This is a genomic window from Candidatus Limousia pullorum (assembly GCF_057405065.1).
This window is the reverse complement of the sequence record NZ_CM171614.1, coordinates 2,508,872-2,533,218: the sequence shown is the minus strand read 5'-3', so window position 1 is coordinate 2,533,218 and position 24,347 is coordinate 2,508,872. Positions and strand designations below refer to the sequence as shown.

Here is a 24,347-nt window from a genome sequence, read left to right as displayed (position 1 = left end):
TTTTTCAAACACTTTACAGTAATTGGATAGATGAAAAAAATTCACTTTGCTAAAATAATAAAGGATTGAATATCCTGAGAAAAATGATATTAAGAACTGAAAGGAGAGTAAACAAAGGCTATGAACCTGATGTTTGCAAAGAATATTAAACATCTGAAAAGAAGATTTGTAAGCTGCGTGTTGGCTGTTCTTATGGCTTCAACTTCAGCTACAGTTGCGGTATCTGCCAATGAAACAAAAGATACCGGTATGCGCACACCTTTGATAATCACAGAGGTAACGCCGGATACAGACAATGTAAATTCATCCGACGCTTATGAGTTTTTCGAGATTTACAATACATCCGATAAAACTCTTTCAATGGACGATTTTACAGTTAGGTACAACAACACCGACATATGGACTCCCGACCAAAGCGGTCTTAAAATCGAGCCCGGTGAAACACTGGTATTTTGGATTTTAAACGGAAAAAATTCAGAGCTTACAGCAGATGATTTTAACGCTTACTACGGCACATCCTTTGTATTGGGTGAAAATCTCGCCACAATTCACAGCGACGGTTTCCACAACAGCAAGGAAAGAGTTTTAGAGCTTCTCACAAAAACCGGAACACAGCTTGCAAGCGTAAAATACAACGACAATAATGTAAAGCTTGTAGAGCTTAACAACGGTATAACCTTTGCCTATGATGAAAATGGCATAGAGGAAACAAGACTTGGTTACAGCACAAAGGCAACACCCGGAGAAATATCAAAGGAACAAAAGCCTGATGTATCCTATAGCTTTTCCGAAAACTTCAGCGTGACTGTATCTGCTTCCAATGTACAGGAATTTAACAAGGCATGGCAGGCAGAGGTTGTTTCTGAAAATAATGAAGCGGTATTTTCAGCAGAGCTTTTTGTAAAAGCGGATGACTGGGAAGAATATAAATCCTATGATGTAAAATATCAGGACAGCAAACTTGTGGGAGAAGTTCCTTACACAGATGTAAACGGATGCGCTTCTTTCAGTTGGTATGTACAGTGCAGCAACGGTATTGAAATCGTAAAAACCGATAAAAAAACAGTAAAGGTTCTTGACGGAGAGATAGACAAAAGTACAATCCCTGTACTTACAGTTACAGAGATTCTTCCGGACAGCTCCAATGTTGACGGCGCCGACGCATACGAGTTTATAGAGATTTACAATAACTCCAATGAAAATGTAAATCTCAAGGATTATATCCTCTACTACAATTACCCGGACAACGGCGACGAAAGCGATGTTCAGTGGGCAAGCTTTGATGAGGATACAATAATAAAATCCGGAGAATGTGCTGTTCTTTGGGTTAAAAACGGCAAGAATGACAGCCTCACCGCAGACGATTTCAACCAGAAATTCGGAACAGATTTAAAAGAAAATGAAAATCTCTTCTGCATTGAAAGCGGCGGTATGGCAAACAGCGGAGCACGTGCTTTGCGTCTTACCTCAGCTGTACATGATGAGCTTGACTTTGTAGCATACAACATGAACGGTGAGGACAACACAAACGCCGACAAAACAATAACCTTTAAATACGACATTTACTCAGGTGAAAGCGTAATGACAGCAGATGACGCTGTACCGACACCGGGAACAGTTGCAGACGACCAGAAGCCGGAAATGGCAGAGGTAAAGGTTCCTGAAAATGAGCCTTCATACACAGACCTTACACCTGACACATTTACAGACGAAGAAGCCCTTACATTCGCAGTTGAAGCAAAGTCAGAGGAAACAACAATAAAATCAGTTTCCCTTTACTATCATGACAACACAACTGAAAACTTTGAAAGATACAATCTTTTCAGAACAGAGGGCGACAAGTTCACACAGACTCTTGAGTCTATCGACCTTACAGCAAAAAGATATTTTGAATACTACTTTGTAATCAGCGACGGATTTAACACAGTTACAACACCTGTTGCAAAGACAGTTTCAACCTCAGTTTCACAGGAAAGCTTAAAGTTCAATGTTGAGGACGGGGAGTATATCTCAGGCACAAAACAGGTTATAACAACAGGTACAAAGATGACTGTTGACGGCGAGGACGTTACTTCACTTGCATATCCGTCAATAGAGAACAATGCAAAGTTTGTCTTTGAAGTAAGTCAGACAGATACATTCTTCAAAAATGCAGTTGCAATAGGCGACGATGTTCTGGGAATTTTCAACGAGGGAACATATGAGAACTGGCAGACAATAGTTTACGATGTAGACCCTCAGTATTTCACCAAAGGCGAAACAATTCAGATTGACATTCACGCAGGAAACAAGGCAAATGCCCTTGAGCACAACGAGGAAAACAACGACGACTTTGTTGTAAAGAATATAAGACTTATTCTTCCTGACGGAAAGACACTGAGAGCGGCAGGCTTTGAAGAACCGGCAAAGGTTATAAGCATGGGCGACTCCTCAGGCAAAATAGAAATCCTCAATGCAGTGTTTACAGTGGATGACTCATCATTTAACAGCCTTGCATATGATTTCGATACAAAGTCCGCAGAGGACGGCGAGCACACAGTAACCGCCGAACTTAACGGAGAAACAAAGACAGTAAAAGTAAATGTTGACAACACAGCTCCTCAGGTTGACTGCAATATTGAGGACGGCAAGACATATAAGGGAAGCTTCACAATTTCCGCAGATATCACAGACTCAGGTTCAGGAATTGCCACATCAACTGTAAAGCTTGACGGTGAAGCTGTAGAACTTCCAATGGACATAAACGGAGTGGACATGGAAGCAGGCGAGCACACACTCCAGTTCAATGTTACTGATAAATGCTCAAATACCACAGATAAAACAATCACATTTATAATCCCTGAAGAAAATCCGGATATCTCAGACGGTAAGCCTGAGGACGGTTCAGAAACAGACACTGACCCTGTACTTTCCGTAAAGGTTGACGACCCAACAGGTGACGACATGAATGTTGTATTTAAGCAGGGCGAGCTTTATAGTCTTGGCGACAGCAACATAACAGTTTCAGAGGGAATAAGCGATACAGCAGGAACTTCCGAAAATGTTTTTGAAGAGAATACAGGAGACGGTTTCCCTTACCAGCAGTTTGAAATTTCACTTCCAAAGGGAATTGAAGCTGACGAAAACATCAGAATAAGCTGGAGCGGAGAAACAAACAATAACGCAACTTACCTTTATGTATACAATACAGACACAAACAGCTGGGACAAGACAGATGCAGAGCTTATAACAGAAAACGGAACTTCAACTCTTGAAGCTACAATACCTGCCGCAGCTCACGTGTCAGATAATGTTGTAAAGGTAATGGTACAAAACGGCGAAGGCTATACACCTACTCAGTACGCTGAGGGAGAGCCGGCAATACCTTCCGACAATGAAAATATAACAACATCAAACCCTGACGATTTGGACAGAAGCCTTTACGACTTCACATTCGCAATAGAAAGCGATACACAGTATTACAACGAGGATACACCGGATAACCCTGGTGCAATAGGACAATATCAGTATCAAAACGATATACACGACTGGCTTATTGCAAACCGTTCAAGAATGAATATTCAGTATCTTTTCCATGACGGAGATATTATAGATGACGAGCCTATCGAATCAGAGTGGATAAATGCAGACAATGCATACAAGAAGCTTGATGAAACAAACTTCCCGTATGGAATACTTGCAGGTAACCACGACGTAGGACATTTAAGCGGCGACTACTCAAAATTCTCCCAGTATTTCGGTGAGGACAGATACAGCTCAAATCCTTGGTACGGCGGAAGCTACAAGGACAACAGAGGACATTACGACCTTATTACAGTTGACGGAATAGACTTTATAATGATATTTACAGGCTGGGGAATAGGCGACGAAGAGATTAAGTGGATGAACGATGTTCTTGCACAGTATCCTGACAGAATAGCAATACTCAACTTCCATGAATATCTCCTTGCCAGCGGCGGCCTTGGAGAAGAACCTCAGAGAGTTTATGACGAGGTTGTTTCAGTAAATCCGAATGTACGCATGGTGCTTTCCGGTCACTACCACAACGCACAGACAGTAGTTTCTCAGTTTGATGACGACGGAGACGGAGTAAACGACAGAAATGTTTACCAGATGCTATTCGACTATCAGGGACTGACAGAAGGCGGCATGGGATATATCAGACTTATGCACTTCGACTGCGAGGGCGAAAAAATAATTATAAAGACTTATTCACCGTCACTTGACGACTACAATGCAAAGGATTATCCGGGAATAGGCGGAGAAGGTATTGTAGGTGAAGAGGATTTTGAAATCAGCTTTGCAGATTTGGGAATAACTCCTGAGACAAAGACAGTTTCCACAAGCGGATTTACCGCAGAGGTTCTCACTAACGATGTAATCGGTACAGTTGAAAATGTTAAGAGCGGTGAAACAGCTTCCGTAGTTTGGGAGAATGCACCGGAAGGCAGAAACGGCTGGTACGCAGAGGTTACAGACCAGTTCGGAGGAATTACAAGAAGCAAGGTTTCCTATGTAACTGTAGGCAATGAGAAGCTTTTGGGCGACCTGAACAATGACGGAAAAGTCACAGTTATGGACGCAACAATAATTCAGCTCCATCTTGCAGGCTCTGATAAGTACGGTGACTTGGATACAGCAATAGCGGATGTAAACAAGGACGGAATTGTCAATATAGACGATGCAAGTAAAATTCAGAGAATTGCAGCAAAAATGGAGTAACTAAAAATAATCAAAACATTTTCTGATTCATTATCTTTTATACTGCCATTAAAAAACGCTGTCGGACATTAGTCCGGCAGCGTTTTGAGTTTATTCCTTGATAAAAACATAGGTGTTTTTGTCCGAATGGTTTTCTGAAAATTTATATCCCAGACGGTCAAAAGCCTTTATTTCCTCAGGATTTTCTATGTTGTTTTCAGCCATAAATCTTACCATTTCACCTCGTGCCATTTTGCAGAAGGTTCCTTTTTCTGCAAGCTTGCCCTTAGAAAATTCCGCAAATGAACAGGTTATAAAATCAACATATTCCCTAATATAATCGGTAATACATTTAGAGTATTCTTTGGAGGCGAGATTTATTATGGTGCGGTCATTGCTGGTTATTTCCTTATAAATATCGTCTTTCCAGAACTTGTAAAGATTTGAAAAATTATCTGTTTTAAGCTTTGCCTGCATTTCCAGACGATAGGGAGTTACCCCGTCAAAGGGCTTTAAGACACCGTAAAAGCCGGAGATAATTCTCAGACTCTGCTGTACATACTCGAGCTGTTTTTCTGTAAATACAGAGGGCGCCATGTATTGATATTGTATTCCCTCGTAAGCGATAATAGCCGGAGTCAGATTCTTTCTTAAATCCATTTTATTAAGTCTTTCATAATTGAGGTTTGCAATATTATCATTGCATTTCCAGAGATTTTTAAGCTGTTCATTGGACATTGTTTTTAAAATACTTAAAAGCTCCTCAGTCCTGTTAAGAAATATCGGATAATCAATAAAGGAAAAACTGTCCGTGTCAGTGTTCATCTTTTTTGCAGGTGAAATAATTATCTTCATAAAATCTCCTTATATTAAAATCCCGTTGCAGTGGTCTATTTCGTGCTGGATAATCTGTGCTGTCCATCCGGTAAAAGTTGCAGTTATGTATTTGAATTTGTTGTTTTGATATTTCACGGTGATTTTTTCATATCTTTTTGTAGGTCTTGAACCCTCAAGGGAAAGACAGCTTTCCTCGGTTTCGTATTCTCCCGACTTTTCAATAATCTCGGGATTGAACATAACGGAAATCATTTTGCCGTTGTCAAAAACGATAATCCTCTTTTTAACGCCTATCATATTGGCAGCCATTCCAACGCATATTTGGCTGTTGTGTCTTAAAGTGTCCACAAGGTCATTGGCTGTTTGCATGTCATCTTTGGTGGCTTCTGTGGATTTTTGACCAAGAAAAAACGGGTCTTTAACTATATCTTTAACCATAACTTGTTCCTCTTTTCATGTTTTGCGAATAGTATATTTTATCTGTTAAAGAAATAATACGATATTTATCATCAAATATCAAGTGTATTGATTTTTATTAAAGTGTTGTTTTCCTGTCGGTTTAATAAAATTTCGGCGAAAACAGTTGAAAGTTTAATTTTTATGATATAATTTATTTTAAGGAGGGATAATATGGGCTGTTTAGGTAATGTATTATGGTTTATATTCTGCGGTTTATGGCAGGGACTTTCATGGACTGTTGCAGGAATACTCTGGTGTATAACAATAGTTGGAATACCTATAGGTATGCAGTGCTTTAAGATTGCGTCGCTGGTGTTTTTTCCTTTTGGAAAGGACGTTGTGTACGGCGGCGGAGCGGTTTCCTTTATTGCAAATGTTTTTTGGATAATTATAAGCGGAATACCTTTGGCACTGGGCGCAGTTTTAAACGGTCTTTTGCTTTGCTGTACAATAATAGGAATACCATTCGGTATGCAGTGTTTTAAATTTGCAAAGCTTGCACTTATGCCGTTCGGCGCAATGGTCGTAAATAAACCTATGTTTTGATAAGTAAACTGAGACAGAGTTGGTGTAATTTATGAACATATGGAACCCGTGGCATGGATGCAGTAAAATATCTCCGGGATGTAAAAATTGTTATGTGTACAGGCGTGACGCTATGTACGGCAAAGACAGTTCTGTGGTTTCTAAAACAAAGAATTTTAATTTCCCTTTGGCAAAAACCAGAAACGGCGATTATAAACTTCAAAGCTGTGACGGAAGAGTTTATACCTGCATGACCTCTGATTTCTTTTTGCCTGAGGCGGACTACTGGAGGCGTGAGGCCTGGAGCATGATAAGAGAAAGACCGGATTTAGAATTTGTTATAATAACAAAAAGAATAGAAAGATTTTACGAGGAGCTTCCATTGGACTGGGGGCAGGGATACAAAAACGTCACAATAATATGCACCTGTGAAAACCAGGAAATGGCGGATAAACGTCTCAAAATATTTCTTGAGCTTCCAATAATAAACCGTGAAATAATCGAAGAACCGATGCTCGAAAAAATCAACATTGAAAAATATCTGGCAACAGGAAAAATAAGCTGCGTCACCTGCGGAGGAGAGTCGGGAGATAATCCCAGACCCTGCGATTACAGCTGGATATTAGACACAAGGGAACAATGTGTAAGGCAAAACGTAAGCTTTCATTTTAAACAGACCGGAGGAAAATTCATAAAGGACGGAAAGGTTTATTTGATAGACAGAAAGTATCAGCAAACCCAGGCAGAACGTGCCGGAATAGATTTTACACCTGTAAAATTTTCCGAAAGCGAATTTCAAGAGCTTTTTGAAAAGCTGAAAAAATCAGAATTTCGCAGCAGTTTTAAGCTTAAACAAAGGGACAGAGAGTATATTGAGTCAAAAGGAATTGAAAAAATAGAAAGTCACTGCCGTGATTTCATAAGGGAAAGACTTGTCCCGAAAGATATTTCAAATGACGGAAAACAGACTCCCATAAAAGGTCATCCGGTTTTTATTGCCCAACATGCAACAGCTACCTGCTGCCGTGGATGTCTTTATAAATGGCATAAGATTGCCCCGGGCAGAGAGCTTACCGCCTGTGAACAGGATTATGTGGTTTCAGTTATTATGGAATGGATAAGAGGTCAGATTGAGTAGTGAGCCTTAAAGAATTTCTTACAAAAAGGTAAGAAGTTTCGAGAAAATGTAAGCAGGTTAGATTGGTTTTAGAGTTTCTTTTTTGCTAAAATAAATTCATAAGATGATATCTTACATTTTGGCATTAAGGGGAGAAAAAATATGAAAAAAGTGATAAAAACTCTGTTAAAGCTTATTTCATCGGTAATTTGTCTGTTGCTGTGTGTTGTCCTGATTGTAGGAGTTATCTTCGGAGTTCAGGGCTACAATATGTACAGCGAAGCCATAAAGGAAGAGTCAATAGAAAACAGGGTAGAGGAAATCCAAAGTGTAGATAACTATGTTGCCTTTGATGAACTTCCCGATATTTATGTGGACGCTGTTATCTCTGTTGAAGACCATAGGTTCTGGAAGCATGGAGGAATAGATGTAATAGCGATTTTCCGTGCGGCGGTAAACGATATAAAAGCCATGGACTATGTCGAGGGAGGAAGCACAATAACTCAGCAGATTGCAAAAAACATGCTTTTTACCCAGGAAAAAGAGCTTGAAAGAAAATTTGCGGAGGTATTCGCCGCTTTTGAAATAGAATCCCTTTACACAAAAGAAGAAATATTTGAAATATATGTAAACACAATTTATTTTGGCAGCGGTTATTATGGAATATACGATGCCGCAATGGGATATTTCGGAAAAGAGCCGAAAGAACTTACAAATGCCGAAGCGGTAATGCTGGCAGGACTTCCAAACGCTCCGTCAAATTATTCGCCTGATGTAAACCCGGAGCTTGCAGTGGAGAGAATGAAACAGGTTCTTGAAAGTATGGTGGAAAATAATTTGATAGACCAAACTTTATCCGATGAATTGGTAAGTCAGTGGTATAATGAAAACACTCTATATGTATAAAACAAAAAGGATACGGCTGAATGAACCGTATCCTTTTCTTGTATCAGTATTGTTCTTTAAGGGCTTTAACCCTTGTTTCTATTTCCTTTATAATTTCAATAAAGGTATTATCGTCGGAGCCGGTGGGGTCTTTAAGTCCCCAGTTTTGGTCAAATTCTCTTCCGATAAATGGACAGCCCACATCACAGCCCATGGATATTGCAATATCCGGGTTCGGTATCTTGTCAAAGGTTTTGCTGTACTGTGTTTTCTCCATGTCTATATTGTAAAGGCTTTTAATAAGTCTTACAGCGTCCTGATTTATCTGTGGTTTTGTCATTGTGCCCGCTGAATAAAAGTCAAATTTATCATTTAAAAAATGTTTTCCGAGAGCCTCGGCTATCTGACTTCGGCAGGAGTTGTGAACGCAGACAAAGGCGATTTTCTTTTTCATATTATTCACCTCTGTCGAATTTAACTATAAGCTTTTCAATATCGCCGGACTTTAAAACCTTTCCGGTTGATACCACTTTGTCGTTGATTGCAAGGGCAGGGGTGGTCATAATTCCGTACTCTGCAAGCTGTGCCATATCGGTAACGTGGACAGTATCTGCCTTTATATCCAAATTTTTTACTGCGTCCTGAAGATTACTAAAAAGTGTCTGGCATGATTTACAGCCTGAACCCAAAACCTTGATAGTGTAATCTCCCTTTACCTGAATTTTATCCTGTGATGAATTTTCGCTCTTATTTTTTCCAAAATTAAAAAGTGCCATAATAAAACCTCCGAAATCTGTTATATAAATAAATATTGAAATGCGTTGAAAAAGTATCCTACAATTATTATGCCTGCGGTGCAGATGGCTATAAAAATACCCAAAAGCTTTGGCTTAACCGCTTTTCTCAGCATAATAATAGACGGCAGGGAAAGGGTGGTAACAGCCATCATAAAGGACAGCACAACTCCCAGCAAAGCTCCTTTTGAAAGCAAAGCTTCCGCAATTGGAATAGTTCCGAAAATATCGGCGTACATGGGAACGCCTGCAACTGTTGCCAAAATTACACCGAAAGGATTGTTGTCACCTAAAATCTGAACGATTATATCCTGCGGTATCCAGTTGTGAATAACAGCACCGATTCCCACACCTACAAGAATATAAAGAATTACTTTTTTAACTGTGTTTTTTACCTGCTGAAAGCTGTAGGAAAGTCTGTCGGATATTTTAAGCTTTTCCTGCTCAATATCCACTGATTTTCCGGTTCGTATAAAGTCCTCAACGTAATTTTCAAGGTGAAGCTTTTCAATGAGAGTTCCGCCAAGTACGGCGATTACCAAACCTAAAATAACATAAACCACAGCAATTTTCCAGCCGAAAATGCTTGTGAGAAGCATTAAAGAGCCTAAATCAACCATAGGCGACGATATCAGAAAAGAAAAGGTAACGCCAAGGGGAAGACCTGCACTTGTAAATCCTATGAATAAAGGAATTGAAGAACAGGAGCAGAAAGGTGTGACAGTACCTAAAAGTGCCGCTAAAATATTTGCCGGCAGACCTTTAAATCTTCCCAAAATTCTTTTGGTGCGCTCCGGCGGGAAATAGCTTTGAATGTAGGAAATAATAAATATCAAAACACCAAGCAGAATTAAAATTTTAATTACATCGTAAATAAAGAAATGAATGCTTCCGCCCCAAGGACTGTTTATATCAAGTCCTATTGCGGTCAAAAGTGATGCCACCAGCCTGTTGAGCCAAGCTATGCCCAAAATTTCGGTTTGTAAAAAATCAAGTACGCCCAAAATATACGCCTCCTATATATTGTTATATTTACATATATCTATATGTTTGTCTTAAAAGAACCGTGGATTATTTCCACGGCAATATAGCTTATTGATTTTTTCCGAAAACATCGGAAAGGTAATTTGATATTTCGTTAATGCCCTCCTGTGAAAGGGAATAGTGCATCCATCTGCCCTCTTTGCGGGCGTTTACAAGTTTAGAATCGCACAGTATTTTCATGTGGTGAGACAGTGTAGGCTGTGAAACCTCCAGCTCCTCTAAAAGCTTACAGGCGCATTTTTCACCTTTGGAAAGCATAATAAGTATTTCCACACGGTTTTCATCGCTTAAAGCCTTGAATATCTCTGCAATTCTTTTTGTGTCTGCGTTCATAAAATCACCAGCCTTTATTTTTATTATATGCAATACATAGATGATTGTCAATATATAATTTTTAGAAAAGCCGGCACTTTTAAAATGCCGGCTTGTTTTACGGATTACATCTGCTGCATGGTTTATATCCCTCATCAATCAGTTTATCTCTTGAACCATTAAATTCCTCTTTGTTTTTGTCACTCATGGAACTTACGCTTGAGCAGTCCGGAAGATGAAAAACACGGGAGTTTGTGTTTAAGATATATTTCTGCTGCTGGTTTGAATCGGTTGGTTTTGTGTCAGCAAGGGAGCTGGTTCCGTCGCTGTAGTCGATATCAATTCCAGGCTGAACATTATAGCAGAATACATGGAAGCAAATACCCTCGCCGTCGTCCTCAACGGATTTTGCTTCCATTCTAACGCCGTAAGCCACCAAGTCATCATCAAAGAAAATAGGAGTTACTCTGTAAAGCACATGGTTTCCTGTTTCCTTTATGTAGTCTGCAATCATATTTTCAAAAGGAAGCATACCGTCTACATTTAGATAGCGTGTTCCTGTGATAAGGTTTTCCTCGTTGGCGTTTTCTGCGGTGAGCTGCCAGCCTATCAGATGACAGCGGTTATAAAGGTAGCCGCCGTCCACATTGTCGTATTTTGTGCTTTGCCAGCCTGTAGGCTTCACCTGACTTATTGAACCTCTGTCCTCGGTGGGCATTGTGTCCGTTGACACATTGGCATAAGCCATGGTACATCTTCCGAGACTGTCAAGGGGACTGTATGCTTCAAAGGATTCGGTTGTGTAGTCGGATTCCTCAAAATACGGCTCGTTGTTGTTTACTATTGTATATGGTGAGTCGTAATAATAGGGTATTTGGTCGTTGCAGTCAGGAGCTGTAAAGTTGTCCACAACAACCACCTGAGAATTATCAGGCTCATTTAATGATAGGCTAAATGAGCATCCGGTAAAAATCATTGTCGCCGAGATAAACAGGGCGGCAAATCTTAAATATAGCTTTTTCATCTTTTGTATACCTCAATTGTAATTTTTTCGTGGGATTTTCCCGCAAATTCCTTAGAAGATATGAGCTTCCATCCGCTGTTTAAATTTATATCAAAGTGAATATCCCCGGGGTAAGCTCTGTTCCAGCGAAACAAAATTATTTCGTCAGCAGATTTTTCAAAAACCGACGGGGCAGCGGTTTCGTTAAAGAAATATGAGTTGTCGGGAAAATCCAAAGAACTGTCGTCATGAATTATAAAATCATTAAATCCCGCCTCTTCAAAAAGCTTCTTTGAATATGGATTTATGAACAATTTTCCGTTTTTAGCCAGATTTATAACGACGTTGGTAACCTCTATATCACGGCTTTGACGTCTTTTGTTAAAGGTCATTCCCATGTTGTCATCAACACAGCAAATTAAAGTCATTATTTCACCACCGATTTATTATTTTAATGATATTATATATCTTTTTGATTAAGGATACAATAACTAAACCCGGTTATTCGATGAGCAAAAATAAATTGTTGAATATACAGGATTTTTATTCTATAATGTACGATGACAGACAGTTCTGTAACGGACACAGAACCGTAACCGAGGGTATGCCTATAGGATATCTTATCTGTGGAGATTACGAAAGGGAACAGAATCTGAAAACAATAATCGAAGCCAGAGCGGATGTGGGACATAATTTTCTTGCAGGGGTTGGCTGTGATTTCAGCGGTATTGAAAGCATGTCAAAGAAGCTGTGTTATTCTTTGGAAAATTTCTATGTGCTTCCCAGAGCTTTTTACGGAGTGGGCGGCATGAAGATATTCCGTGACCTTATATATGTTATGAGAGGTCTTATGAAAGCCGACCATAAGTTTTATAAAAAACACGGGGTATACGATTTCCCTCAGAAGCAAAGGGGCAGAATGTTGTTTATAATGCTTATAGGCGGATTGGCGTCAAATCCTAAAATGCAGAAAAAAATGGGAAATAAGATGAACGAGGGAATGTTAATGCCCTATAAAAAAGTCCTTGAAAAAGCCGATACAGACGGACTTTAAAATATAATGAACAGGAGGTCAAAAGCCATGAAAGCTGAAAATATGGAAAAATCGAAGGAGTTAAAAGAGATAATTAAAAACAGCAAAAAAATCTGTGTGTTTACAGGAGCAGGAATAAGCTGTCCCTCAGGTATTCCTGATTTCCGTTCCGCAGACGGACTTTACAATCAGAAAAGCGGATATAACTACAGTCCGGAGGAGATTATTTCCCACAGCTTTTTTGTGAGAAATCCCGACCTGTTTTATGACTTTTATAAATCAAAAATGCTTTATCCCAATGCACAGCCAAACAAGGCTCACAAGTATTTTGCAGACCTTGAAAAACAGGGAAAGGATGTTTCTGTTGTAACACAGAACATAGACGGACTTCATCAAAAGGCTGGAAGCAGTAAGGTTTTTGAGCTTCACGGAAGCGTTGCACGAAATTACTGCACCAAATGCAAAAAGAGCTATAGCCTTGAATATATTGCTAATTCTCAGGGTATTCCACGCTGTACAGAGGACAAGGCAATAATAAAGCCGGATGTAGTTCTGTATGAAGAGCCGCTGGACGGAGATGTAATTGAGGGTGCAATAAATGCAATTGCCAATGCCGATACGCTTATAGTTATAGGAACCTCACTGGTTGTATATCCTGCGGCGTCATTTATAAGATATTATAAAGGTAAAAATATGATACTTATAAATAAATCAAAAACCTCCTATGACACCATCGCCAATATGGCAATAAACGAGGATGTTATAGAAGTGGTTGAGTATCTGGAAAAATAAGAAAAAATGAGGAAGTATGAAGAATGACAAAAATTAAAAATTTCATAAAAAACGAGGCAGTTCTCTGTATTGCTGCCGCCTGTACGGTGATTTCGGCATTTTTTTCTCCGCCGTCTTTGGACTATTTCGGTTACATAGACTGGAGAGTGCTTTCGCTGTTGTTCTGTCTTATGGCGGTGGTTGCGGGGCTTAAAAAGTGCGGCTTTTTTTCGTCGGTGGGAGCGAAAATGCTGAAAGGTCAAAAGTCATTGGGATTTGTGTCACTTTTACTTGTGTGGCTGCCATTTTTTGCCTCAATGCTTATAACAAACGATGTTTCCCTGATAGTTTTCGTGCCCTTTGCGGTTATGATTTTGGGAAATCTCAAAGAGAAAAAATATCTCATGAGGGTTGTGGTTATGCAGACAATAGCAGCAAATCTGGGAAGTATGGCAACTCCTGTGGGAAATCCTCAAAACCTGTTTATCTATTCAGCTTTCGAGCCGGATTCTTTGGAGTTTATAATGACGCTTTTGCCGGTGGTTATAGCAAGCTTTGTTCTCGTGACAGTAACCACATATTTTCTTTGTAGGGGCGACGGACAGCAGGTGACTTTTGATGATGAAACCCACTGTAATAAGCTGTCGGGATGGCTGTATTTTCTGCTTTTTGTTTTGTGTCTGCTGGCGGTTTTCCGTGTGGTTCATTATCTGATAATTCTTGGCGTGGTTACATTTTTCCTTATAGCCTATGACAGAACCATACTTTTAAAAATCGACTATTTTCTTTTGCTCACATTTGTGTGCTTCTTCATATTTGCAGAGAATATCGGAAACATTCATCAGGTTTCACAGTTTCTTGGAAATCTTATGAGTATTTCGCCTTTCTTTACCTCTGCCGGCGCAAGCCAGATTATAAGCAATGTGCCTTCCGCAGTTTTGCTTGCCGGATTTACCGATAATTGGCGAGCACTGCTTTTGGGAACCGATATAGGAGGACTGGGAACGGTGGTTGCCTCCCTTGCAAGCCTTATATCCTTAAAGCTTTACATAAAGACAGAGGGCGCACAAACCGGAAAATATTTTGTACTTTTCACCATACTGAATTTCCTGTTTCTCGCCATATTTTGCGTGGGAGCGGTGCTGTTTTTACTTTAATAATATAAAAGAGAGTCTATTCAAAATGGATAGGCTCTCTTTTTGTGTTAAGCTTTATTTGTAAAATCCTCAGCCGCTTTTACAAAGCGCAGTACATCCTCAGGCGGGTCAAGACTGTAAAGTAAACCGTAGGGAATACTGTAATCCCAGTTTACCGGAATGGAAACAAGACCCGGGTGTACATCCTGCCAGCATTCTATTGTGAGCAGTACATTTTTGGTTTCTGCACAGCGGTTAAATACAGATAAGTCGTAAAAATGCGGTGTATCTTCAATTTTTATTTGAGGGTGATTTTTTTCTAAATCGCTTCGTATAAAGTCGTTTGCACCGGAATCTCCGGGACTTACCATCATCAGAGTTTCTCCGTACAAGTCCTCAATGTTTATGAGCTTTTTTGAAGCCAGACGGTGTTCCCTTGATACAGCTACCATCTTTTTATATCGTCCCAAGGGCATAAACTGACACAAAGAAAGCCACATTTTTGAGTCGCAGACCCCTATAAGAAAATCAAATTTTTCCCCCAGTTTTTTTATCTCAGACAATATTCCCTCGTGGTTGTCCTCAAAGGGAACAAGATGAAGCTTATAATCCGGAAAGCTTTGATTTATGCGGTACCATAAATCCATAAAAGGTTTCGCCGGATTAAGCAGGGAAGTCCCAACACAAAAGGTGGTGTCGTGGGCGTGAGCCATGTTTTGAGCGGCGGCAATAGATTTTTTTGAATAGTCTATAATAAATTCAGCGTCACGGTAAATCATCTCCCCGGCAGGAGTTAAGCTGACACCGGAGGGGCTTCTTTCAATAAGCTTTAAATTGAGGTGATTCTCAAGTGTATTCATCTGTTTCATAACCGCAGTCGGTGAAATATAAAGCTTGTCGGCGGCTTTGGTAAAGCTTTTGCAGTCTGCCACAGCGATAAAAGTATCAAGCAAAGGATTATACATACGTACCTCCTTGAATCTGTATAAACTTTAAGTTAATACGATGATAACATATCGGAAATTCCAAGTCAATGGAGAAAGTGTTATACTGTAATCAGAAAACAAAACGGAGGGATTAAAATGTCGAAAAAGTTAATAGCTTTTTATTCAAGAGCAGACGAAAACTATGTTAACGGACTTATAAAAGAACTTGAAGTTGGCAACACGGAAATTGCCGCAGGTATAATCCAAGAGTTGACAGGAGCTGATTTGTTTAAAATTGAACAGGTTAATCCCTATTCAAAGAGCTACAACGAATGTATAGCCCAGGCTCAGGAGGATCAGAGAAAAAATGCCAGACCGGAGCTTAAAAGGTATCCGGAAAGCATAGATGATTACGACGTTATTTATCTTGGATATCCAAACTATTGGAGCACTATGCCCATGGCTGTATTTACTTTCCTTGAACATTTTGATTTCAGCGGAAAAACAATAAAGCCTTTCTGCACCCATGAGGGAAGCGGTTTAAGCGGAAGTGTAAAGGACATTAAAAAGCTTTGCCCGAAAGCAAAGGTGGAAGCAGGCCTTGCAATTAACGGCGGAAGAGTGAGCAGAGCAAGAAAAGACATAGAGAACTGGATTTAAGGAGGTTTTAACATGAGTGTTAATGAATTGAGTGTTTTTAAAATGGGAGATAAAAACGACGGCTATGCACAATATTTTATAGGACAGAGCTATCTGAATATGTTGTCTACAGAGCAGGTTCCTGTGGGGAATGTTACCTTTGAGCCAAAATGCCGCAATAACTGGCATATACATCATGCGGATAAAAACGGCGGACAGATGCTTATTGTAACAGCAGGAGAGGGCTGGTATCAGGAGTGGGGAAAACCCGCATTGAAACTCAAGCCCGGCGACGTTGTAAATATTCCGGCAGGAGTTAAGCACTGGCACGGAGCGGCGGCAAATTCATGGTTTCAGCATTTAGCGCTGGAAGTTCCGGGAGAAAACTGCAAAACAGAATGGTGCGAACCGGTTTCCGATGAGGAATATGATAAACTCTAATGAGAAAAAAGGAGGATAAACAAAAATGACACTTAATCTGGTAAATGAATGGGATAAAACATTTCCAAAAAGCGATAAAGTAAATCACAGAAAGGTGACCTTTAAAAACCGTTATGGAATTACATTGGCGGCTGACCTTTACGAGCCTAAGGATGCAGAAGGAAAGCTCAGTGCTATTGCAGTCTGCGGCCCGTTCGGAGCGATTAAGGAGCAGGCGTCAGGATTGTATGCCCAGACAATGGCAGAAAGAGGATTTTTAACAATAGCTTTTGACCCGTCCTTTACAGGTGAAAGCGGCGGCGAGCCAAGATACATGGCTTCACCTGATATAAATACAGAGGACTTTCAGGCGGCTGTGGATTTTCTCTCAGTACAGAAAAATGTTGACCCTGAGAAGATTGGAATTATAGGTATATGCGGATGGGGCGGTCTTGCATTGAACACAGCGGCTCTTGATACAAGGGTTAAAGCGACGGTTACATCCACAATGTACGATATGAGCCGTGTAAACTCTAAAGGTTACTTTGACAGTGAAGACAGCGAGCAATCTCGTTTTGAAAAAAGAAAAGCTTTAAATGCTCAGAGAACAGCAGATTTTAAATCAGGAAATTATGCGCTGAGCGGAGGGGTTGTAGACCCGTTGCCTGAGGATGCTCCTTTCTTTGTTAAGGATTATTATGACTATTATAAAACAAACCGTGGCTATCATAAGCGTTCCTTGAACTCCAACAATGGCTGGAATGTGATAGGCTGTATGTCATTTATGAATATGCCTATTTTGAGCTACAGCAATGAAATACGCAGTGCTGTGCTTATGATTCACGGAGAAAAAGCTCATTCCTGCTATTTCAGCAAGGACGCCTACGAAAATATGATGAAGAATAATCCTAATCCCGACAACAAAGAATTGATGATTATTCCCGACACAGTGCATACTGATTTGTACGACGGCGGCGGTAAAAATGCAATTCCTTTTGACAAGATAGAAAAGTTCTTCAAAGAAAATTTAATCTGATATAAAAAAGCCTTTCTACAGTGTTTATAAGCTGTAGAAAGGCTTTTATCTTTTTATGAAATTATCCCGCTTTGGGAATATCTATAAATTTAATTTTGTTTCCGTGGTCCTCGATAATTTTCACCATATCCATAGGGGAAAGCCAAACGCTTGCCTCGTTTGTGTTTGGATGAACGCCTACCTTTTCGTTGTTCATTATGTCGTTGTCGATTATAACTTCAACGCTTCTGTCCTCATCGTTTAAAATTCCGAGAGGGGTAACAGAACCCTTTATTAAATCGAGCTTAATGGCAAGGTCAACTTCTGATGCAAAGCTGAGTTTTCTGGAGCCTATAACGTCCTTGAGCTTTTTCAAATCCGCCGATTTGTCGTGGGTCATAACCACAAGGTAATAATGCTCTTTTTTGTCATCCCTTAAAAATAAATTCTTAGCCACATATTCCATGTATGGTAAATTGCAGTTTTCCATTTCCTCAATGGTGAAAACCGCCGGATGGTCTACAGAAAAATAGTTGTAGCCGTTATGGTCAAGCATGTAATAAATCTGTTGTTTGTTCATTGTTTTCTCTTCCTTAAATAATACTTCTGCTACATTATAAGACATTATGGAAAAAAACTCAACAGAAAATTACTTTAATTTTCTTCCCATCAAAACACCCATAACGGAAGCCATCATAAGACCTCTTGTCCAGCCGCTGGAATCGCCCAGACAGTGAAGTCCCTCCACGTTTGTGTTAAAGTCCTTGTCAAGCTTTACCTTGTTGCTGTAGAACTTCAGTTCCGGAGAATAGAGAAGTGTTTCAGTAGAAGCAAAGCCGGGAACAACATGGTCAACCGCCTGAATAAAGTTGATTATGTTTATCATAGCTCTGTAAGGCATGGCGGCTGTTATATCGCCTGCTACTGCGTCCGGAAGTGTAGGTTTGATATTTGAACGGGAAAGCTCTTTTTCCCATGTTCTCTTTCCGTCAAGAATATCGCCGAAACGCTGAACAAGTATTTTTCCGTCGCCTAACATGTTGGTAAGCTCGCCAACCTTTTGGGCGTAGGCTATAGGCTGATTGAAAGGCTCAGAGAAGTTATGAGAACAGAGAATAGCAAGGTTTGTATTCTGGGATTTAAGCTCCTTGTAAGAATGTCCGTTTACAACTGCAAGGTCGTTGTCGTAATTTTCCTGACTTACAAAGCCGCCTGGGTTTTGGCAGAAGGTTCTTACCTTATTTTTGAAAGGAGCAGGGTAGCCGATAAGCTTTGACTCGTACAAAACATTGTTTACGGTTTCCATGATTTCGTTTCTCACTTCAACTCTTACGCCGATGTCAACTGTTCCCGGCTGATGAGCTATCTTGTGTTCATAGCAGATTTTTTCCAGCCAGTCTGCGCCACGTCTGCCCGTTGCCACAACGGTGTGAGGAGCCTTTATTTCCACCTTGCCCTCTTTGGTGTTAAGTCTTACACCGAGACATTTTCCGTCCTCTAAAATTATGTCCTCACATTCTGTGCCAAACATCATGTCAACGCCGTTTTTCAGGAGATGCTGCTCAATGGCGTAGTAGATTTCCTGAGCCTTTTCAGTGCCCAAATGGCGTATAGGACAGTCCACAAGTTTAAGTCCCGCCTGAATGGCTCTTTTTCTTATTCTCTTAACAGCGTCGTCGTTTCCGATACCCTCAATCTTTGTATCTGCTCCGAATTCAAGATAGATTTTATCTGTGTAGGCGATAGTTTCAGCGGCGAGATTTTCTCCGATAAGGTCGGGCAAATCTCCGCCTACTTCAGGACTAAGAGAAAGCTTTCCGTCGGAAAAAGCGCCGGCTCCTGAAAATCCGGTGGTTATGTGGCAGTAAGGCTTGCAGTTCATGCATTTTCCTGTTATGTGTTTCGGACAGCGTCTGTTTTCAATGGCGCTTCCTTTTTCGATAATTAAAATTTTCTTCTGAGAACCGCACTTTAACATTTCAATAGCTGTAAAAATTCCGGCAGGGCCTGCGCCTATAATTATTACGTCATAATTTGATTTCATAAAATATCCTCTCCTTAATAAAAATGAAAATGGCATAAAAAAAGCCTTTCCTGACAATATAATTTACCCGCAAAGGATAGATTATAGTCAGCTGAAAGGCAGCCGGTAGAAACATTCACCCGTCAATGTGAATTTATATAATCAAACTCAAAAATATTATCATATTTGCGTGTAGTTGTCAATAGCTTTTTGTATACTTTTCAGCTTTATTATATAAAATTTCTGCCACTTTTTCAATAGATATAAGATTTTTTATACCTGCATTACTATATTTTTTCAAATGCTTTTAAAAGCCTGTGAGTTGTGGTATAATAAATAAATTAAACAGGTAATATTTTGAAATTTTAGTTGGGTTCAATCCATTAAATTTATTTTGGAGTTGGTAAAATGACAAATATTGAAAGAAAGGAAATCGCACCTAACGTGTTTTTTAACAGCGTGAAGGTGGAAAGATTTAAAACAATGAAATTAAGCTGTACGGCTTATATTCCTCTTACAAGGGAATCAGCCGCAATGTCAGCTATGCTTTCTCAGGTTCTCACTAAATCCTGTGAGGAATATCCGACCCTTATGCAGTTCAGCAGAAAGCTGGGAAGTCTTTACGGAGCAACAGTAAGCGGAGGAGCCAATAAAAGCGGCGACGTAAGAACATTGAAGCTTGTGGTTTCTGCAATAGACGATAGATTTGCTTTGGGCGGCGAAAGCGTTGCCGAAGAGGTTTCAAAGCTTCTTTGTGAGGTGCTGTTTAAGCCGAAAGTAAAAGACGGAAAATTTGACAGTGAGGATTTGGAGCAGGAGCGCAGACAGCTTATAGAGTATATAGACGCACAGTTTAACGACAAGCAGGTTTACGCCGCTTTGAGATGCACAGAGATAATGTGCGAGGGTGAGCCTTACGGAATTACAAGACACGGCGGCGTTGACACAATAAATAAAATCGACTGCGAAAACCTCTATAATGGATGGCAGGAGCTTTTGAAAACCGCCAGATTTGAAATATTCTTTGTAGGCGGCAAGGGAGCAGAAGAAGCAAGAAATGTTTTTGAAAAAGCATTTTCAAATGTGGAAAGACAGCCTGCAAAGCTTGAAAATAAAGTGGTTTCCGATGTAAAAGAGGTAAAGAACGTAACCGAGGAAATGGAGCTTTCCCAGTCAAAGCTTATTATAGGAATGAGAACCGGAGTTGACTCACTTGACCCGAGAGCAGACGCCATGAAGCTTATGAGCACAGTTTTAGGAGGCACAGCACATTCAAAGCTTTTTAACAATGTAAGAGAAAAGCTGAGCCTTTGCTATTACTGCTCTTCAAGATACGACGGAAGAAAGGGTATCTTGAGAATAGAAAGCGGCGTTGAAAGCGAAAACATCGAAAAGGCAAAAGAAGCCATATTTGCAGAAATAGAGGAAATGAAAAAGGGCAACATTTCAGACTTTGAAATGGAGTCTGCAAAGCTCAGTCTCTGCGATTCATTCAGAACACTTGACGACTCTGTAGACGGCATAGAAGCATGGTACAGCTCTCAGGTCTTTGAAAACAGCTTTAAAAACCTTGATGAAAAGCTGGAAGGTATTATGAAGGTTACAAAGGAACAGGTTGTAGAGGCTGCAAACCTTTTGAAAACCGATACAATTTATGTTCTTAAAGGAAACCAGAAAGAAGGATGAAAATGAAGATAGAAGAAATAGTGTCACCGGCGCTGTCCGAAAAATACTATAAAACAACCCATAAATCGGGACTTGATATATATGTGTTCCCTAAAGAGGGATACAGAAGCACCTACGCCATATTCGGCACAAAGTACGGAAGCGTCAACAGATGTTTCAGCGTTGACGGAGGAGAAAAAGTAACCGTTCCCGACGGTATAGCCCATTATCTTGAGCATAAGCTTTTTGAAAGCGAGGATGGAGACGCCTTTGCAAGATACGCAAAAACAGGCGCCAACGCCAACGCCTATACAAGCTTTAGTAAAACCTGTTATCTTTTCTCATGCTCCGATAATTTTGAGGACAGCTTGAGAATACTTTTGGATTTTGTAACATCACCTTACTTTACACCTCAGACAGTTCAGAAAGAGCAGGGCATAATCGGACAGGAAATAAAAATGTACGACGACAGCCCGGACTGGCGTGTAATGTTCAATATGCTTGAGGCTATGTACGAAAAGCACCCGGTAAAAATTGATATAGCCGGAACAGTGGAGTCAATTTCCCATATAACAGCGGATTTACTTTATCAGTGCTACAACACTTTCTATAATCTCAGCAACATGGCTCTTTGCGTTGCAGGAAACGCAGACATGGAAACAGTTTTGAAAATCGCCGACGAGGTTTTAAAGGAGCAGAAGCCTAAAAAGGTTGAATCCTTCTTTGAGCCTGAAAGCGAGGGAGTTTCCAAAGATTATGTGGAGCAGGAATTCCCTGTAGCAGTCCCACTCTTTAATTTGGGATTTAAGGAAAACGGAAGCAAAAAGCTTTCAGATGAAGAAGCGGCTTTAAATGAAATTGTAATGACAATGCTTTTTTCCTCTACCGGCAAGCTTTACACCCAGCTTCTTGACGCCGGACTTATAAACTCCTCATTCTGCTATGAATTCAGCGAGGGTCCTGGATATGCGGTTTCAATTCTTTCCGGAGAATCCCGTGAGCCTGAAAAAGTGGCAAAGATGATTAAAGACTATATTGAAAAGGTCAAGAGAGATGGTTTTGAAGAGGAAGATTTTGAAATAGCAAAGAAAACCGTTTACGGTGATTTAATAGGTTCCTTCAATTCACCTTCATTTATAGGAAACGCCCTTATGGACTGTGCATTGTTCGGAGGAAACCTCTTTAACTATGCCAACGCTGTGGCCAATGCCGATATGGACGGCGCTAAAAAACGCCTTGACAATATGCTTATGACAGACAGAAGCGTGCTGTCAGTGATTGTGCCTCAGAAGCAGTAATTTTAAAGGGTTGAATTAAGGGAATGGACGGTGACTCTATGTACAATGTTAGTTTTCCGGGTTTTGGATGGGAATTTACAATAAATCCGGTTGCCTTTCAGATAGGCAATTATAAAATATACTGGTATGGAATTATAATTGCAGTAGGAATGGTTCTTGCAATGCTGTATGCCTTTAAGACGGCGGACAGATTTGAAATAAACAAAGACAAGCTTTTTAACTGCGTAATAGTTGGACTTATTTTCGGTGTAATCGGAGCAAGACTTTACTATGTGTTTTTTGAATGGGACAGATACGCAGGAGACCTGCTGAAAATCATTCAGATACACGACGGAGGCTTGGCTATATATGGAGGCATAATCGGAGCACTCGCCTCGGGATGCTTGGTTGCAAAACTTCAAAAACAAAAAATAATGAATATATTGGATTTAGTGGCTTTAGGTTTTCTCATAGGACAGGGAATAGGCCGCTGGGGTAACTTTATGAATCAGGAAGCTTTCGGAACTCCTACAGACTTGCCTTGGAGAATGGTAAGCGAGAACACCGGAGGAGTGGGAGTTCATCCATGTTTCCTGTACGAGTCAATCTGGTGCTTGCTGGGATTCGTGATTTTGCATTTTGTCAGCAAAAAATTCTACAAATATCACGGACAGATTTTCTTCATGTATATGGTTTGGTACGGATTTGAAAGAATGATTGTAGAGGGCTTGAGAACAGACAGCCTTTATATGCATTTTTCAATTTTCGGATACACTCCAAGAGTTTCACAGGTGTTGTCCTTTGCAATAATGGTTTTGGGAATTATCCTGTTGATTGTGTTTGGTTTAAGAAATAAGAACAAGCTGAAAGGAGCGCATTTAAAATGTCAAGAATAATAGACGGCAAGCTGGTTTCTGCAAAGGTAAGAGCCAATGTTGCCAAAGAAACAGAAGAACTCAAGGAAAAGGGTGTAAGCGTAGGACTTGCAGTTGTAATTGTGGGAAATGACCCTGCTTCCAGAGTTTATGTAAACAATAAGAAAAAGGCCTGTGCAGAGGTTGGCTTTATTTCAAGAGAATATGCGCTTCCTGAGAAAACAACACAGCAGGAGCTTTTAGACCTTGTAAACGAGCTTAACAACGACAAGGAAATAAACGGAATTTTGGTTCAGCTTCCTTTGCCGAAGCATTTGGATGAAAAGCAGGTTATAGAGGCTATAAGTCCGTTAAAAGACGTTGACGCCTTTAATGCTGTAAACGTGGGTAAAATTATGATAGGCGATTACGATTTTCTCCCATGTACTCCGGCAGGCGTTATGGAAATGCTCAAGGAATACGACATCGACCCGAAATCTAAAAACTGTGTGGTTATCGGAAGAAGCAATATTGTGGGCAAGCCTATGGCAATGCTTTTGCTCCATAAGCACGGAACAGTTACAATCTGCCACAGCAGAACAGTAAACCTCAAGGAAATCTGCGCAAAGGCTGACATTCTCGTTGCAGCTATAGGAAAGGCTAAATTTGTAACAGCGGATATGGTAAAAGAGGGAGCTGTAGTAATCGATGTTGGCATGAACCGTGACGAAAACGGCAAGCTCTGCGGAGATGTTGACTTTGAAAATGTAAAGGATAAAGCGGAAGCTATTACACCTGTTCCGGGCGGAGTAGGTCCAATGACAATAGCTATGCTTATGAAAAATACTCTGAAAGCCGCAAAGCTTCAGAACGGAATTGAAGAATAAAAAATTTTAAAAAATGAGGGCTTG

Annotated in this window: 25 protein-coding genes and 1 riboswitch; of the genes, 14 read left to right on the top strand and 11 right to left on the bottom strand. The window is 40.2% G+C overall.

The genetic code is table 11. The features are described 5' to 3' along the window. The first annotated feature begins 120 nt into the window (after positions 1 to 120). Entirely contained in the window at positions 121 to 4,722 is a 4,602-nt protein-coding gene (locus CGICJO_RS11870) for a lamin tail domain-containing protein (protein ID WP_486499057.1), read from the top strand. Positions 4,723 to 4,812: 90 nt separating this feature from the next. Here the strand turns inward: CGICJO_RS11870 and yaaA are convergent, their stop codons facing one another. Both yaaA and CGICJO_RS11860 read right to left on the bottom strand, forming a co-directional pair. Then, complete coding sequence (gene yaaA / locus CGICJO_RS11865) at positions 4,813 to 5,556, bottom strand: peroxide stress protein YaaA (protein WP_486499056.1); 744 nt, start codon at positions 5,554 to 5,556, stop codon at positions 4,813 to 4,815. A 9-nt stretch (positions 5,557 to 5,565) separates the two neighbouring features. Next, positions 5,566 to 5,976 (bottom strand): peptide deformylase, encoded by a 411-nt coding sequence (locus CGICJO_RS11860; RefSeq protein ID WP_486499055.1) that lies wholly within the window; start codon positions 5,974 to 5,976, stop codon positions 5,566 to 5,568. Between the two features lie 192 nt (positions 5,977 to 6,168). Here CGICJO_RS11860 and CGICJO_RS11855 point away from each other — a divergent pair, with 192 nt between their 5' ends. The 3 genes from CGICJO_RS11855 to CGICJO_RS11845 all read left to right on the top strand — a co-directional run bounded on the left by CGICJO_RS11855 (position 6,169) and on the right by CGICJO_RS11845 (position 8,545). Further along, on the top strand, positions 6,169 to 6,543 hold the full coding sequence (locus CGICJO_RS11855; protein WP_486499054.1) for a YccF domain-containing protein: 375 nt from the start codon (positions 6,169 to 6,171) through the stop codon (positions 6,541 to 6,543). Positions 6,544 to 6,574: 31 nt separating this feature from the next. Further along, entirely contained in the window at positions 6,575 to 7,660 is a 1,086-nt protein-coding gene (locus tag CGICJO_RS11850; protein ID WP_486499053.1) for a DUF5131 family protein, read from the top strand. A gap of 141 nt (positions 7,661 to 7,801) precedes the next feature. After that, the gene (locus CGICJO_RS11845) at positions 7,802 to 8,545 is read left to right on the top strand and encodes a transglycosylase domain-containing protein (protein WP_486499052.1); all 744 of its coding nucleotides are present in this window, start codon (positions 7,802 to 7,804) and stop codon (positions 8,543 to 8,545) included. Positions 8,546 to 8,588: 43 nt separating this feature from the next. Here the strand turns inward: CGICJO_RS11845 and CGICJO_RS11840 are convergent, their stop codons facing one another. The 6 genes from CGICJO_RS11840 to CGICJO_RS11815 all read right to left on the bottom strand — a co-directional run bounded on the left by CGICJO_RS11840 (position 8,589) and on the right by CGICJO_RS11815 (position 12,105). Next, on the bottom strand, positions 8,589 to 8,978 hold the full coding sequence (locus CGICJO_RS11840; RefSeq protein ID WP_087376044.1) for an arsenate reductase/protein-tyrosine-phosphatase family protein: 390 nt from the start codon (positions 8,976 to 8,978) through the stop codon (positions 8,589 to 8,591). A 1-nt stretch (position 8,979) separates the two neighbouring features. Further along, positions 8,980 to 9,300 carry a thioredoxin family protein gene (locus CGICJO_RS11835; protein WP_486499051.1) on the bottom strand — a complete coding sequence of 107 codons (321 nt, stop codon included), beginning with the start codon at positions 9,298 to 9,300 and terminating at the stop codon, positions 8,980 to 8,982. Positions 9,301 to 9,320: 20 nt separating this feature from the next. Further along, positions 9,321 to 10,322: a permease gene (locus CGICJO_RS11830; RefSeq protein WP_486499050.1), complete on the bottom strand. Its 1,002-nt coding sequence runs from the start codon at positions 10,320 to 10,322 to the stop codon at positions 9,321 to 9,323. An 88-nt stretch (positions 10,323 to 10,410) separates the two neighbouring features. Next, complete coding sequence (locus CGICJO_RS11825) at positions 10,411 to 10,695, bottom strand: ArsR/SmtB family transcription factor (protein WP_486499049.1); 285 nt, start codon at positions 10,693 to 10,695, stop codon at positions 10,411 to 10,413. 97 nt (positions 10,696 to 10,792) lie between these two features. After that, positions 10,793 to 11,698: a DNA/RNA non-specific endonuclease gene (locus tag CGICJO_RS11820; RefSeq protein WP_486499048.1), complete on the bottom strand. Its 906-nt coding sequence runs from the start codon at positions 11,696 to 11,698 to the stop codon at positions 10,793 to 10,795. Next, positions 11,695 to 12,105, bottom strand: a complete 411-nt coding sequence (locus tag CGICJO_RS11815) for a ribonuclease Z (RefSeq protein WP_486499047.1) — start codon at positions 12,103 to 12,105, stop codon at positions 11,695 to 11,697. The genes CGICJO_RS11820 and CGICJO_RS11815 overlap by 4 nt, the downstream gene beginning before the upstream one ends. 125 nt (positions 12,106 to 12,230) lie before the next feature. Here CGICJO_RS11815 and CGICJO_RS11810 point away from each other — a divergent pair, with 125 nt between their 5' ends. From CGICJO_RS11810 to CGICJO_RS11800, 3 genes are read left to right on the top strand one after another with little or no spacing between them, the layout of a single operon-like run. Continuing rightward, positions 12,231 to 12,731, top strand: coding sequence for a hypothetical protein (locus tag CGICJO_RS11810; RefSeq protein WP_486499046.1), 501 nt, complete (start codon positions 12,231 to 12,233; stop codon positions 12,729 to 12,731). 27 nt (positions 12,732 to 12,758) lie between these two features. Continuing rightward, positions 12,759 to 13,502, top strand: a complete 744-nt coding sequence (locus tag CGICJO_RS11805) for an NAD-dependent protein deacylase (RefSeq protein WP_486499045.1) — start codon at positions 12,759 to 12,761, stop codon at positions 13,500 to 13,502. Between the two features lie 23 nt (positions 13,503 to 13,525). Further along, entirely contained in the window at positions 13,526 to 14,638 is a 1,113-nt protein-coding gene (locus CGICJO_RS11800) for an SLC13 family permease (protein WP_486499044.1), read from the top strand. A 47-nt stretch (positions 14,639 to 14,685) separates the two neighbouring features. Here CGICJO_RS11800 and CGICJO_RS11795 read toward each other — a convergent pair whose 3' ends face one another. Next, positions 14,686 to 15,582 carry a LysR family transcriptional regulator gene (locus CGICJO_RS11795; protein ID WP_486499043.1) on the bottom strand — a complete coding sequence of 299 codons (897 nt, stop codon included), beginning with the start codon at positions 15,580 to 15,582 and terminating at the stop codon, positions 14,686 to 14,688. Positions 15,583 to 15,699: 117 nt separating this feature from the next. Here CGICJO_RS11795 and CGICJO_RS11790 point away from each other — a divergent pair, with 117 nt between their 5' ends. The 3 genes from CGICJO_RS11790 to CGICJO_RS11780 are packed head-to-tail and all read left to right on the top strand — an operon-like array spanning position 15,700 to position 17,638. Beyond that, complete coding sequence (locus CGICJO_RS11790) at positions 15,700 to 16,203, top strand: flavodoxin (RefSeq protein WP_486499042.1); 504 nt, start codon at positions 15,700 to 15,702, stop codon at positions 16,201 to 16,203. A gap of 12 nt (positions 16,204 to 16,215) precedes the next feature. After that, positions 16,216 to 16,623 carry a cupin domain-containing protein gene (locus CGICJO_RS11785; protein ID WP_486499041.1) on the top strand — a complete coding sequence of 136 codons (408 nt, stop codon included), beginning with the start codon at positions 16,216 to 16,218 and terminating at the stop codon, positions 16,621 to 16,623. 25 nt (positions 16,624 to 16,648) lie between these two features. Then, a complete protein-coding gene (locus tag CGICJO_RS11780; protein WP_486499040.1) occupies positions 16,649 to 17,638 on the top strand; it encodes an alpha/beta hydrolase in 990 nt (329 codons plus the stop codon). 61 nt (positions 17,639 to 17,699) lie between these two features. On the opposite strand, the gene CGICJO_RS11775 is transcribed toward CGICJO_RS11780, so the two are convergent. Beyond that, positions 17,700 to 18,197: a prolyl-tRNA synthetase associated domain-containing protein gene (locus tag CGICJO_RS11775; protein WP_087376120.1), complete on the bottom strand. Its 498-nt coding sequence runs from the start codon at positions 18,195 to 18,197 to the stop codon at positions 17,700 to 17,702. Between the two features lie 69 nt (positions 18,198 to 18,266). Continuing rightward, entirely contained in the window at positions 18,267 to 19,661 is a 1,395-nt protein-coding gene (locus tag CGICJO_RS11770) for an NAD(P)/FAD-dependent oxidoreductase (RefSeq protein WP_486499039.1), read from the bottom strand. 64 nt (positions 19,662 to 19,725) lie between these two features. Beyond that, positions 19,726 to 19,822: riboswitch (purine riboswitch) on the bottom strand. A 226-nt stretch (positions 19,823 to 20,048) separates the two neighbouring features. Between CGICJO_RS11770 and yfmF the strand changes: the two genes are divergently transcribed. From yfmF to folD, 4 genes are read left to right on the top strand one after another with little or no spacing between them, the layout of a single operon-like run. Then, entirely contained in the window at positions 20,049 to 21,326 is a 1,278-nt protein-coding gene (yfmF, locus tag CGICJO_RS11765) for an EF-P 5-aminopentanol modification-associated protein YfmF (RefSeq protein WP_486499038.1), read from the top strand. A 2-nt stretch (positions 21,327 to 21,328) separates the two neighbouring features. After that, positions 21,329 to 22,603, top strand: a complete 1,275-nt coding sequence (gene yfmH / locus CGICJO_RS11760) for an EF-P 5-aminopentanol modification-associated protein YfmH (protein ID WP_486499037.1) — start codon at positions 21,329 to 21,331, stop codon at positions 22,601 to 22,603. A 38-nt stretch (positions 22,604 to 22,641) separates the two neighbouring features. After that, positions 22,642 to 23,478 (top strand): prolipoprotein diacylglyceryl transferase, encoded by an 837-nt coding sequence (gene lgt / locus CGICJO_RS11755; protein WP_486499036.1) that lies wholly within the window; start codon positions 22,642 to 22,644, stop codon positions 23,476 to 23,478. After that, on the top strand, positions 23,466 to 24,323 hold the full coding sequence (gene folD / locus CGICJO_RS11750) for a bifunctional methylenetetrahydrofolate dehydrogenase/methenyltetrahydrofolate cyclohydrolase FolD (RefSeq protein ID WP_486499035.1): 858 nt from the start codon (positions 23,466 to 23,468) through the stop codon (positions 24,321 to 24,323). The genes lgt and folD overlap by 13 nt, the downstream gene beginning before the upstream one ends. Positions 24,324 to 24,347 lie beyond the last annotated feature (24 nt).